Origin of the sequence: Streptomyces sp. NPDC052773 (assembly GCF_044547145.1) — a bacterium.
In the GTDB taxonomy this organism is placed as follows: Bacteria; Actinomycetota; Actinomycetes; order Streptomycetales; family Streptomycetaceae; genus Streptomyces.
The window spans coordinates 1-12,542 of record NZ_JBITZX010000017.1 but is presented as its reverse complement, the minus strand read 5'-3'; the positions used below and the strand labels follow the sequence as shown (position 1 = coordinate 12,542).

Here is a 12,542-nt window from a genome sequence, read left to right as displayed (position 1 = left end):
GACGATGCCCGAGCTGAGGTCCCGCACAGTCACCCACGGCCGCAACATGGCGGGCGCCCGCGCCCTGATGCGCGCCTCCGGTGTACCGGGTGCGGACATCGGCCGGAAGCCCATCATCGCGGTCGCCAACAGCTTCACCGAGTTCGTGCCGGGCCACACCCACCTCCAGCCGGTCGGCCGGATCGTCAGCGAGGCGATCAAGGAGGCGGGCGGCATCCCGCGCGAGTTCAACACCATCGCCGTCGACGACGGCATCGCCATGGGCCACGGCGGCATGCTCTACAGCCTGCCGTCCCGCGACCTGATCGCCGACAGCGTGGAGTACATGGTGGAGGCGCACTGCGCCGACGCCCTGGTCTGCATCTCCAACTGCGACAAGATCACCCCGGGCATGCTGATGGCCGCCCTGCGCCTCAACATCCCCGCGGTCTTCGTCTCCGGCGGCCCCATGGAGTCCGGCCGCGCCACCCTGGTCGACGGCACGGTCCGTACGCTCGACCTGGTCGACGCGATCTCCGACGCGGTGAACGACAAGATCTCGGACGAGGACATCCTCCGTATCGAGGAGAACGCCTGTCCGACCTGCGGTTCCTGTTCCGGCATGTTCACCGCCAACTCGATGAACTGCCTGACCGAGGCCATCGGCCTCTCCCTCCCCGGCAACGGCTCGGTCCTCGCCACCCACACCGCCCGCCGCGCGCTCTACGAGAACGCCGCCCGCACGGTCATGGACCTGACCCGGCGCTACTACGAGCAGGACGACGACTCGGTCCTGCCCCGCAACATCGCCACCTTCGCCGCCTTCGAGAACGCGATGGCCCTGGACATCGCGATGGGCGGCTCCACCAACACGATCCTCCACCTGCTGGCCGCCGCCCAGGAGGCCGGCGTCCCCTTCGGCCTGGAGGAGATCGACGCCGTCTCCCGCCGCGTCCCCTGCCTGGCGAAGGTCGCGCCCAACGTCGCCAAGGACCGCACGTACTACATGGAGGACGTGCACCGCGCGGGCGGCATCCCCGCCCTCCTCGGCGAACTGCACCGCGCGGGCCTGCTCAACGAGGACGTCCACGCCGTCCACAGCCCCTCCCTCTCCGACTGGCTCAAGACCTGGGACGTGCGCGGCGGCTCCCCGTCCCCCGAGGCCGTCGAGCTGTGGCACGCCGCCCCCGGCTGCGTCCGCTCCGCCGAGGCCTTCTCCCAGTCCGAGCGCTGGGAGGCGCTCGACACCGACGCCGAGAACGGCTGCATCCGCTCCGCCGAGCACGCCTACTCCAAGGACGGCGGCCTCGCCGTCCTCAAGGGCAACCTGGCCGTCGACGGCTGCGTCGTGAAGACGGCCGGCGTCGACGAGTCGATCTGGACCTTCGAGGGCCCGGCCGTCGTCTGCGAGTCGCAGGAGGAGGCCGTCGAGAAGATCCTCAACAAGCAGGTCACCGACGGCGACGTGGTCGTCATCCGCTACGAGGGCCCCAAGGGCGGCCCCGGCATGCAGGAGATGCTCTACCCGACGTCCTTCCTCAAGGGCCGCGGCCTCGGCAAGACCTGCGCGCTGATCACCGACGGCCGCTTCTCCGGCGGCACCTCCGGCCTCTCCATCGGCCACGCCTCCCCGGAGGCGGCGTCCGGCGGCACCATCGCCCTCGTCGAGGACGGCGACCGCATCCGCATCGACATCCCGAACCGCTCGATCGAGCTGCTGGTCGACGACGCCGAACTGGCCCGCCGCGAGCAGGCCCTGAACGGCGTGTACGCCCCGAAGAACCGCGACCGCAAGGTCTCGGCCGCGCTGCGCGCCTACGCCGCGATGGCCACCAGCGCGGACAAGGGCGCCGTCCGGGACGTCGGCAAGCTCGGCTGACCCCGCCGTCTGCAAGCTCGGCTGACCCCGCCCCCTCACGCCACCGAAGCGGCCACCTCCACGCACGAGGTGGCCGCTTCGGTCGTACGGGCGGCACTGCGTTCTGCGGTGCGGGGGCACCGGTCCGAGGTGCGGCGGCACCCGTCCGACGGAGCGGGGGCACCGGTTCGAGGTGCGGCGGCACCCGTCCGACGGTGCGGCGGCACCGGTTCGAGGTGCGGCGGCACCCGTCCGACGGAGCGGCGGCACACGGTACGGCGGCTCACCAGCCGCCCGGGTCCCGCCCGTCCACGCCGAAGACCGTGCCGTCCGGCGCCGCCGCGTACACCCGCGTGCCCACCAGCACCGGCGCGGGCACCTCACCGGCGACCTTGTCGGAGTCCGCGCCCAGCCGCGCGGGCGTCTGCCCGACCAGCTTCCCGGTCCGGGCGTCCACGCCGATCAGCCGCCCGTCGGCGGCCGTGAAGTACACCAGCCGCCCGTCGGAGACCGGCGCCGAACCCCGGCTCACCGAGGTCTCCAGATGCCACAGCCGCTTCCCGCGCGCCAGGTCGAACGCCTCCAGCGAACCGCCCGCCCCGAGCACGTACACCACGTCACCGTGCACGGTCGCCTGCGTGTCCTGCCGCGGCACCGGCAACGCCACCCGGTCCGCCGCGCGGGAGTGCGGGTCGTAGCGGACGACGGCGTCCGTGTCGCCGTAGACGGAGTCGACGGCGGTGAAGTACACGGACCGGAAGCGGGAACCGGGCTCCGTCTCCGCCGAGCCGACCGGCCGCACCGTGCCCTCCAGCTCGGCCGTCCAGCGCACCTCCCCGGTCGCCGGGTCCACCGCGCTGACGCGCGTGCCCGTGCCGTCGCCGGACGGGGTCGCCGCGTAGGCCAGCGGGTCCCCGGCGAAGGCCACGAAGGACGGCATGGCGTGGCCCGTGATCCGCCGGCTCCACCGGTTCTCGCCGGTCGCGCTGTCCACCCCGGTGACCGTCCCGTCGGCGCGGGTGAGCAGCAGCATGCTCCCGGCGTACCCCGTCGCGGACTGCCGCGGCAGGTCCTGATGCCAGACCTCCGTGCCCGAGGCGGGGTCGAGCGCGACGAGCCGCCGGCCGCCGTCCGTGTCGGGCTGCACCAGGCCGCCCGAGACGACGGGCGGCCCGCTGGTCGGGCCGGTCGCGGCGGACCGCGTCCACGCGCGCGTGCCGTCGGCCGGGTCGAGCGCGAAGACCTGCCCCGGCCGCGAGCACAGCAGCAGCCCCGCGCCGTACGCGCACTGCGGCACCGCCCCGCCCCGCGCCACGGGCTTCGCCGCCCACGCGCTGAACGCCGTCCGGGGCGAGGTGTCCTCCGGCGCCCCGCCCGCCCCGCCCGCCCCGCCGAGCGCCCGCACCGACACCAGCGCACCGCCGACGAGGACGACGGCGGCGAGCCCGGCGAGGACGAACCGCCGACGCCCGGTCCGCGCGGGGACGCCGCCGCCACCGTCCGCACCGGCTCCCGGAACCCGGCGGACGCGTCCCCAGGCCCCCGCGCCCGCCCGCACGTCGGCACCCGCATCCCCACCGGCCTCGGCGTCGGCGCCCACCTCTGCCTCCGCGCCGGCACCCGCATCGGCCCCCGCCCGGCCACCCGCCCCCGAGTCCCCGCCCCGCGCGGCCACTTCCTCAGCGGCGAGACCGGCAAGCCCCGCACTCGCGGGCCCGCCCCCCGCCTTCTCGGCCACCCGCTGCGCCGGTATGAACGCCTGCGTGTCGTACGACGCCGCGAGCGACCGCAGCTCGCGCATCAACTCGTCCGGGGTGGGCCGCTCTTCCGGCTCCTTCGCCAGACACCGCAGCACCAGCGGAGCAAGTCCCTCCGGTACGCCGGTCAGATCGGGCTCGTCATGGACGACCTGGTAGGCGACGACATACGGACTGTCGGAGTCGAACGGCCCGCGCCCCGTCGCCGCGTGCACCATGACCGAGCCCAGCGCGAAGATGTCGGCGGCGGGCCCCACCTCGCGCGGACGCCGGAACTGCTCGGGCGCCATGAACGGCGGCGTACCGATCAACTTCCCGGTCTCGGTGCGCAGTTCGCTGTCCTTCGGCCGGGAGATGCCGAAGTCGATGACCTTCGGCCCGTCCTCGGCGAGTAGCACGTTGCTCGGCTTCAAGTCCCGGTGCACGACCCCCACCCGGTGGATGTCGCGCAGCGCCTCCGCCAGTCCCGCCATCAGTCGGCGCAACTGGGCCGCGGGCATGGGCCCGTTCCGCTTCACTTCCTCGGAGAGGGTGGGGCCGGGGATGAACAGCGTGGCCATCCAGGGCCGTTCGGCCTCCGGGTCGGCGTCGACGACCGGCGCCGTGAAAGCGCCGCTGACCCGTCGTGCCGCCGCCACCTCCTGCCGGAACCGCCCCCTGAACTCGGGGTCCCTGGCGAACTCCGCGTGCACGACCTTCACCGCGAGCTTCATCCCGGAGGGGCTGCGCGCGAGGTGTACGACGCCCATGCCGCCCGAGCCCAGACAGGACTCCAGGCGGTAGTCACCGGCGTACTCCGGAAGTTCCGCTTCCGCGCCCGCCCCGGTGTTGCGCTGTGGCGCCATGGACCACCCCCGTGCTCTTCGTCCGCGCAGCGCGACGCACGGAGCCTAGTCGATGACTCGTACGGGACAGAGGCGGCTTGCTAGCCTCCGTGTGCGAGTTGCGTACATATGTTTCGAGGCGCGACTGAAGGGAATCAACGCGATCCCATGGCCGATCGGAGCCATGGGTCAACGGGGGAGGTTTTCCATGTCCGTGGACAACACGGCAGAGGCCGTCGGCGTCGCCGAGGCCGCACCGGCCGAGACGGCGGCCGAGGCCGTCACGACGACGGCCCTGCGCTACTACCCGGTCGCCCCGGGCGTCCGGCTCAACGTCCGAAGCGGCCCCGGCACCAACTACCCGATCGTCCGCGTCCTGAACGAGGGCGCCCGCGTCCCGATCTTCTGCCAGCGCCCCGGCGAGACGATCACCGGCCCCTACGGCACCTCGAACATCTGGGACAACATCAGCCAGGGCGAGTACGTCTCGGACGCCTACGTGAACACGGGCACCGACGGCTACGTCGCCTCGCGCTGCCTCTGACGTCCACCTGACACCACGAAACGCCTTAGGGGGCGTCTCGTCGATCATGCCGGGCTCCCGACGCCTGGTGCCGCGCCTCGCCGCGTTGTCGTCGGTCGCCAACGCTCCGCGTTGACTCCCTCCTCCGCCTTGCGATGCACGGCACCAGACGCCGCTCGCTGATCCGGCCTGATCGACGAGACACCCCCTAGGCCTGGCGCCTGACACCACTGGGAGCCCGCACCCGGCCCGTCGTCCCCCGGGAGCCATAATCGACGCGTGAGCGACGAAACCGGCACCCCGACGACGACCCCCGCGGGCTCCCAGCCCAGCACCACAGGCCCCCGCCCGGAGCCCATCCGCTTCTTCGGCACGACCTGGCTGCACCACGACAACGGCTACGCCCTGCGCCGCGTCGCCGTCTCCGCCGGCTCACTCGCCGCCGCCGTCGTCTCCTGCCTGGTGCTGCGCTTCGCGTACGAGGGCCTGCTGATCGCCAACACCGGCAACCTGGTCTCGCTGCTGGTCGTGGGCATGTTCGCGGTCTGCAGCGCGCTCGCCTTCGGACACACCTGGGAGAGCTTCGGCAAGCGCCCCGACCCCGAGCGCCGGGCCTCCCTGCGCGGCCTGCTCTCCATCGGCTTCGCCGGCTCCCTCCTCGCCTACTTCTTCCGCTCCCTCACCGAGGCCCCCGGCGAGAAGCTCCACCGCCGGGAGTACGAGGCCGCCCTCGCCCGGCACGAGAAGCGCACGTCCCGCCGCACCGGCAACCCGTCGAAGAAGCGCCGCCGCTGACGCCCGGCCCCGCCCCGCCCGGCCGACGGCTCCCGGAGGTCCCGAAGCGGCCCGCCCCGCCCGGCCGACGACTCCCGGACGTCCCGAAGCCGCCCCACCCCGCCCGGCCGACGACCCCCGGACGTCCCGAAACGGCCCGCCCCGCCCGGCCGACGACTCCCGGACGTCCCGAAGCCGCCCCACCCCGCCCGGCCGACGACCCCCGGACTTCCCGAAACGGCCCACCCCCGCTCACCCCGGTGGTCACCATGGCCCCATGCCGACTTCGTCGTCCCACTCCGCCCGGGCCCACTCCTTCAACGCCGCCGCGGCCCAGTACGCCGCGAACCGCCCTTCCTATCCGCCCGCCGTGTTCGACGCGATCGAGGAGCTCGCCGGCCGCCCCTTCGCCGGCGCCCGGGTCGCGGACATCGGCGCCGGCACCGGCATAGCGACCGCCCTCCTGCACCGGCGCGGCGCGCACGTCGTCGCGGTGGAGCCGGGTGACGGCATGGCCGCCGAGTTCCGCCGCGCCCACCCCGCCATCCCGCTCGTCCGCGGCAACGGCAACGCCCTCCCGCTCGCCGACTCCTGCGCCGACTTCGTCACGTACGCCCAGGCCTGGCACTGGACCGACCCCGCCCGCGCCCTGCCGGAGGCGTTCCGCGTACTGCGGCGCGGCGGCGCGCTCGCGCTCTGGTGGAACCTGGAGGCGCAGGACGTCCCGTGGATCGCGGAGCAGACGGACCGCCTCCGCCGTCACTACGGCGAGGACGTGGTCGTCTCCTGGGGCAGCCGCGCCCCCGGCACCAGCGCCCTCCCGGCGTTCACCGCCGCGCTGGAGACGGCCGCCACGGACGTGACCCCGCGCTGCGTCCGCGAGGTCGTCCGCTGGAGCCGCCGCGTCCCGCTCGACATCCACCTCGCCAACCTCGGCAGCCACTCCTACTTCCTGGTGCACGGCCCGGAACGCGGCGCGGCCTTCCTCGCCGAGGAGCGGGACCACCTCCTGCGCCGCTTCCCGGACGGCACGGTCGAGGAGGTCTACGACGTGGAACTCCTGGTCACCACGGTGTCCTGACCGGCCCCGGCGCCCCTCCACGCCGCTTGACGAGGCCGAGCCCCAGGAGGATTATTCATCACATGATGAATAACCAGGCGAGGCCTCCCGACACCCCCGAACCGACCGACCAAACCACCGAACCGACCGGCCACACCACCGAACCCACCGACCACGCCGCCCTCCACGCCGACGGCCTCACCGTCGTCCGCGGCTCCCGCACCGTCCTCCGCGACCTCCGCTTCACCGTCCCCCGCGGCCGGATCACCGGCCTCCTCGGCCCCTCCGGCTGCGGCAAATCCACCCTCATACGCGCGATCGTCGGCACCCAGGCCAAGGTCACCGGCACCCTCGACGTCCTCGGCCGCCCCGCCGGCCACCCCGCCCTGCGCACCCGTATCGGCTACGTCACCCAAGCCCCGTCCGTCTACGACGACCTCACGGTCCGCCAGAACCTCGCCTACTTCGCCGCCGTCCTCACCCCGGGCCGCGCCGCCGCCGAGCACCGCCGGCACGACGTCGACCGGGCCATCGCCGACGTCGACCTCACCCGCCACGCCGACACGCTCGCCGGCAACCTCTCCGGCGGCCAGCGCAGCCGCGTCTCCCTCGCCGTCGCCCTGCTCGGCGCCCCCGAACTCCTCGTCCTCGACGAGCCCACCGTCGGCCTCGACCCCGTCCTGCGCCGCGACCTGTGGAACCTCTTCCACGACATCGCCGCCACCCGCGGCGCCACCCTCCTCATCTCCTCCCACGTCATGGACGAGGCCGAGCGCTGCCACCGCCTGCTGCTGATGCGCGAGGGAGAGATCCTCGCCGAGGACACCCCCGACGCCCTGCGCTCCCGCACCGGCGCCGACACCGTCGAAGCGGCCTTCCTCCACCTGGTCGACCAGGCCGCGGGCCGCGCGAAGGAGACCACCCGATGAGCACCACCACCGCCCCGGGGCCACGGCCCGCCCCCACCAGCCGCACCACCGCCACCGCCGCCCGCGTCCTGCGCCAGCTCGCCCACGACCCGCGCACGATCGCGCTGCTGCTCCTGATCCCCTGCCTGATGCTGCTCCTGCTGCGCTACGTCTTCGACGGCAGCCCGCGCACCTTCGACAACATCGGCGCCTCGCTCCTCGGGATCTTCCCCCTGGTCACCATGTTCCTGGTGACCTCCATCGCCACCCTGCGCGAACGCACCTCGGGCACCCTCGAACGCCTCCTCGCCATGCCCCTCGGCAAAGGCGACCTCATCGCGGGCTACGCCCTCGCCTTCGGCACCCTGGCGATCATCCAGTCCGCCCTCGCCACCGCCCTCGCCCTGTGGGCCCTCGGCCTCGACGTCACCGGCTCGCCCTGGCTGCTCCTGCTGGTCGCCCTCCTCGACGCCCTGCTCGGCACCGCCCTCGGCCTGTTCGTCTCCGCCTTCGCGGCCTCCGAGTTCCAGGCCGTCCAGTTCATGCCCGCCGTGATCTTCCCGCAGCTCCTCCTCTGCGGCCTGTTCACCCCGAGGGACGCCATGCACCCGGTCCTCGAAGCCATCTCCGACGTGCTGCCCATGTCCTACGCCGTCGACGGCATGAACGAGGTCGTCCGGCACACCGACATGACCGCCGACTTCGTCCGCGACACGCTGATCGTCGCCGGCTCCGCCCTCCTCGTCCTCGCCCTCGGCGCCGCGACGCTGCGCCGCCGCACCCCCTGACCCGGCCGTCCGCCCACCGGACACCCGGCCCGCCGCGCACCCCCGGGTGCGAGGATGGCCCCGGACGACGCACACCCCGGAGGGCACCCCAGCCATGACCCAGAAAGTCGCAGTCCTCGGCACCGGCAAGATCGGCGAAGCCCTGCTCAGCGGAATGATCCGCGCCGGCTGGACCCCCGCCGACCTCCTGGTCACCGCCCGCCGCCCCGAGCGAGCCGAAGAACTCCGCACCCGCTACGGAGTCACCCCGGTCACCAACGCGGAAGCCGCCAAGACCGCCGACACCCTGATCCTCACGGTCAAGCCGCAGGACATGGGCACCCTCCTCGACGAACTCGCCCCCCACGTCCCCGCCGACCGCCTGGTCATCAGCGGCGCCGCCGGCATCCCCACCGCGTACTTCGAGGAACGCCTCGCCCCCGGCACCCCGGTCGTCCGCGTCATGACGAACACCCCCGCCCTCGTCGACGAGGCCATGTCCGTCATCTCCGCCGGCACCCACGCCACCGCCGACCACCTCGCCCACACCGAGGAGATCTTCGGCGCCGTCGGCAAGACCCTCCGCGTCCCCGAGTCCCAGCAGGACGCCTGCACCGCCCTCTCCGGCTCGGGCCCGGCCTACTTCTTCTACCTCGTCGAAGCCATGACCGACGCCGGCATCCTCCTCGGCCTGCCCCGCGACAAGGCCCACGACCTGATCGTCCAGTCCGCGATCGGCGCCGCCACCATGCTCCGCGACAGCGGCGAACACCCCGTCAAGCTGCGCGAGAACGTCACCTCCCCCGCCGGCACCACCATCAACGCCATCCGCGAGCTGGAGAACCACGGCGTACGGGCCGCCCTCATCGCCGCCCTCGAAGCCGCCCGCGACCGCAGCCGCGAACTCGCCTCCGGCAACAACAGCTGACGGCCGCCCGCCCAGGGGCGGGTCACCTCGCCGCGTCCACGACCTCCTTCGTGAGCACCACCCGCGCGAACCCGCCCCCGTGCAGCGACACCGCCGACGCCCGCGCCACGTCCTCCGCACGCATGCGCCAGCCGAACGGCCCGGCCAGATCGAACGTGTACGTCGCGTCGTACGCCACCACCACGTCGTAGCCCAGATTCCCGGCCATCCGCGCGGTCGTCTCCACACACATGTTCGTCTGGATCCCGGCCACCACCAGCTGCCCGACCCCCTCCGCCCTCAGCCAGGCATCCAGATCCGGCGTGCCGTAGAAAGCCGAGTTCACGGTCTTCGTCACCAGCAGCTCACCCCCGGCCCCCTTCCCACGCCGCCGCGCCACGTACTCCTTGAAGTCGTTGCCCTCCCGCCCCGGCCGCAACGGCGACTCCCGATGCACCGAGTCATGCCGTACGAACACCACCGGCCGCCCCGTCCCCTGCCATACGTCGATGAGCGCGCCGATGTTCTCGTCGGCCCCCGGATTGTTCCGCGGCCCCCAGAACCCGGACTCCTCGAAGCCCTTCTGCACATCCACGACCAGCAGCGCTGCGTTCCTCACGATCTCCATGCCCAGCAGCATGACGCCCGCCCGCCGCCCGCCCCAGAGGCACGAAAGTCATCGATCGATGGTTTACTGCCACCCATGTACCGCGTGGCCCTGGTCGCCTTCCCCGGCATCCGCGCCTTCGACGTCTCCGTCATCACCGAGGTCTGGGGCACCGACCGCACCGACCGCGGCGTCCCCGCCTTCGACCTGCGCCGCGTCGCCACCGACACCACCACCCCCGTCCCGATGCGCGGCGGCCTCTCCCTCCTCCCCGACCGCACCCTCACCTGGCTCTCCCGAGCCGACCTGATCCTGATCCCCGGCCTCGACGACCACCTCACCCCCGCACCCACCCCCGTCCTCGACGCCCTGCGCCGCGCCCACGCCCGCGGCACCACCCTCGCCGCCCTCTGCGGCGGCGCCTTCACGCTCGCCCAGGCCGGTCTCCTCGACGGCCGCCGCGCCATCACCCACTGGGCCCTCGTCGACCTCCTCCGCACCCGGCACCCACGCGTCACGGTCGTCCCCGACGCCCTGTTCATCGAGGACGACGACATCTGGACCGCGGCCGGCACCGCCGCCGGCATCGACCTCTGCCTCCACCTCGTCCGCCGCGCCCACGGCGCCGAGGCCGCCGCCACCATCGCCCGCTCCATGGTCACGGCCCCCTTCCGCACCGGCACCCAGGCCCAGTTCATCGAACAGCCCACCCCCCGCACGGACCGCGACGCCGACACCCTCGCCGCCGTACGCGAACACGCCCTGCGCCATCTGCACGAACCGCTCACGGTCGCCGGCCTCGCCGCCCACGCGGGCATGTCACCGCGCACCTTCGCCCGCCGCTTCACCGCCGAGACCGGCACCACACCCCTGCGCTGGCTCCTCGACCAGCGCATCGCCGCGGCCCAGAAGCTCCTCGAACGCACCGACCTCCCCATGCCCGAGGTCGCCCGCCGCGCCGGCTTCGGCAGCGAGGTCACGATGCGCCAGCACTTCGCATCGCGCCTCGCCACCAGCCCCCGCGCCTACCGCGCCGCGTTCAGCACCGCCCCCGCGTCAGCCGGCGCAGGCAGCAACCCGATCGCGCGATAAGCGGCGTCCACGGTCGGCCGGGCCATCCCCCGGGCTCGCTCGGCACCCTCCCGCAGCACCCCCTCCACATAACCGGGATCCGCACACAACTCCTTGTGCCTCGCCTGCACCGGCCTCAGCAGCTCGACCACCGCCTCCGCGGTGTCCCTCTTCAACGCGCCGTACGACCCGTATCCACCACTCAGCGCCTCCGGGTCCCCACCCGTACAGGCGGCGAGAATCTCCAGCAGATTCGCGACACCCGGCCGAGCCTCCCGGTCGTACACGACGTCCTGCCCGCTGTCCGTCACCGCCCGCATGACCTTCTTGCGCACCACGTCCGGCTCGTCGAGCAGATACACGATCCCCGGCCCGACGTCGTCGCTCTTCCCCATCTTCGACGCCGGCTCCTGGAGGTTCATCACCCGCGCCGCCACCCCCGGAGCCGTGGCCCGCGGCACCGTGAACGTGTGCCCGTACCGCTGGTTGAACCGCACGGCCAGATCCCGCGCCAGCTCCACATGCTGCGTCTGATCGTCCCCCACCGGCACCTCGTCGGTCCCGTACGCCAGGATGTCCGCCGCCATCAGCACCGGATACGTCAGCAGCGACAGCCGCACACTCCCGCCGCGCCCCCGCTCCCGCACGGCCTTCTCCTTGTACTGGATCATCCGCCGCATCTCCCCGTCGGTGGCCACGCACTCGAGCAGATACGACAGCCGCGCGTGCTCGTCCACATGGCTCTGCACGAAGACGGTGCACCGCTCGGGATCCAGCCCCGACGCGAGCAACAGCGAGGCCGCCTGCCGGCTGAGCCGCCGCACCCGCGCCGGATCGTGCTCCACGGTCAGCGCGTGCAGATCGACGACGCAGAACAACGCGTCCGCCTGGTACTGGTCCACCGCGGCCCACCGCCGCATGGCCCCCAGGTAGTTCCCCAGCGTCAGATGCCCGGTCGGCTTGACCCCGCTGAAGACCCGCTTCATCTCTCCACCTCCTGGTCAAGGCCGCCGCCGTCACCGACGACCGCCCCTCCCGGAGGGAGATACGACTACGGCCGCCGTAGGCGGCGGCCGTTGAGTGCATACGTGAGGACGGCCGCCGTCAGGCGGCCCACCACTGCTGGGTACACGTACGCGTAGTCACAACGCCCACGATACGCCGCAGGGGTGCCTCCCGTCCCGGAGTTGACACGCCCCACACCCATCCGTAAGGTACTCCGAGTTGTCCGACGTGAGCGCCGACTCCGGTCGGTCCCCGGACAGCCATTCCGCAAGTACCAAACCACTCTCGACGTGCAGTCGATCTGTCGTCGTGCCATTGGTATGCGTATTTACGGAATGAGGAATCCACGTTCGAAAGGACGCAGCCCCCGATTAGCTCGGGAGCGAGGAATCCGCTAAAGTCTCACTCGTCGGAACGGCCCAACAGCCGGGAAGGCAATCCCCCTCTGACTGGGAGTCAGGCCCGAAAGGATCTGATAGAGTCGGAACCGCCGGAAAGGGAA

Annotated in this window: 11 protein-coding genes; 8 read left to right on the top strand and 3 right to left on the bottom strand. The window is 72.8% G+C overall.

Annotation, left to right across the window (positions count from 1 at the left end; translation table 11 throughout):
* Positions 1-4: 4 nt before the first annotated feature.
* A complete protein-coding gene (gene ilvD, locus ACIG0D_RS29590) occupies positions 5-1,858 on the top strand; it encodes a dihydroxy-acid dehydratase (protein ID WP_399806840.1) in 1,854 nt (617 codons plus the stop codon).
* A 262-nt stretch (positions 1,859-2,120) separates the two neighbouring features.
* Here ilvD and ACIG0D_RS29585 read toward each other — a convergent pair whose 3' ends face one another.
* Positions 2,121-4,439 (bottom strand): serine/threonine-protein kinase, encoded by a 2,319-nt coding sequence (locus ACIG0D_RS29585; RefSeq protein WP_399806837.1) that lies wholly within the window; start codon positions 4,437-4,439, stop codon positions 2,121-2,123.
* Positions 4,440-4,626: 187 nt separating this feature from the next.
* Between ACIG0D_RS29585 and ACIG0D_RS29580 the strand changes: the two genes are divergently transcribed.
* The 6 genes from ACIG0D_RS29580 to proC all read left to right on the top strand — a co-directional run bounded on the left by ACIG0D_RS29580 (position 4,627) and on the right by proC (position 9,378).
* Positions 4,627-4,962 carry an SH3 domain-containing protein gene (locus ACIG0D_RS29580; RefSeq protein ID WP_399806834.1) on the top strand — a complete coding sequence of 112 codons (336 nt, stop codon included), beginning with the start codon at positions 4,627-4,629 and terminating at the stop codon, positions 4,960-4,962.
* A gap of 258 nt (positions 4,963-5,220) precedes the next feature.
* Positions 5,221-5,736, top strand: coding sequence for an EamA/RhaT family transporter (locus ACIG0D_RS29575; protein ID WP_399806831.1), 516 nt, complete (start codon positions 5,221-5,223; stop codon positions 5,734-5,736).
* Positions 5,737-5,992: 256 nt separating this feature from the next.
* Positions 5,993-6,796: a class I SAM-dependent methyltransferase gene (locus tag ACIG0D_RS29570; RefSeq protein WP_399806829.1), complete on the top strand. Its 804-nt coding sequence runs from the start codon at positions 5,993-5,995 to the stop codon at positions 6,794-6,796.
* A 62-nt stretch (positions 6,797-6,858) separates the two neighbouring features.
* Positions 6,859-7,704 (top strand): ABC transporter ATP-binding protein, encoded by an 846-nt coding sequence (locus ACIG0D_RS29565; protein ID WP_399806827.1) that lies wholly within the window; start codon positions 6,859-6,861, stop codon positions 7,702-7,704.
* Positions 7,701-8,471 (top strand): ABC transporter permease, encoded by a 771-nt coding sequence (locus tag ACIG0D_RS29560; protein WP_399806825.1) that lies wholly within the window; start codon positions 7,701-7,703, stop codon positions 8,469-8,471. Before ACIG0D_RS29565 ends, ACIG0D_RS29560 begins: the two co-directional genes overlap by 4 nt.
* Positions 8,472-8,565: 94 nt before the next feature.
* Positions 8,566-9,378: a pyrroline-5-carboxylate reductase gene (proC, locus tag ACIG0D_RS29555; RefSeq protein ID WP_365766486.1), complete on the top strand. Its 813-nt coding sequence runs from the start codon at positions 8,566-8,568 to the stop codon at positions 9,376-9,378.
* 22 nt (positions 9,379-9,400) lie between these two features.
* On the opposite strand, the gene ACIG0D_RS29550 is transcribed toward proC, so the two are convergent.
* Positions 9,401-9,985 (bottom strand): cysteine hydrolase family protein, encoded by a 585-nt coding sequence (locus tag ACIG0D_RS29550; RefSeq protein WP_399806821.1) that lies wholly within the window; start codon positions 9,983-9,985, stop codon positions 9,401-9,403.
* 75 nt (positions 9,986-10,060) lie between these two features.
* On the opposite strand from ACIG0D_RS29550, the gene ACIG0D_RS29545 reads away from it, so the two are divergent.
* Positions 10,061-11,056, top strand: coding sequence for a GlxA family transcriptional regulator (locus tag ACIG0D_RS29545; RefSeq protein WP_399806818.1), 996 nt, complete (start codon positions 10,061-10,063; stop codon positions 11,054-11,056).
* Here ACIG0D_RS29545 and trpS read toward each other — a convergent pair.
* A complete protein-coding gene (gene trpS, locus ACIG0D_RS29540; RefSeq protein ID WP_399806815.1) occupies positions 10,990-12,021 on the bottom strand; it encodes a tryptophan--tRNA ligase in 1,032 nt (343 codons plus the stop codon). The genes ACIG0D_RS29545 and trpS overlap by 67 nt on opposite strands.
* Between the last annotated feature and the right edge of the window lie 521 nt (positions 12,022-12,542).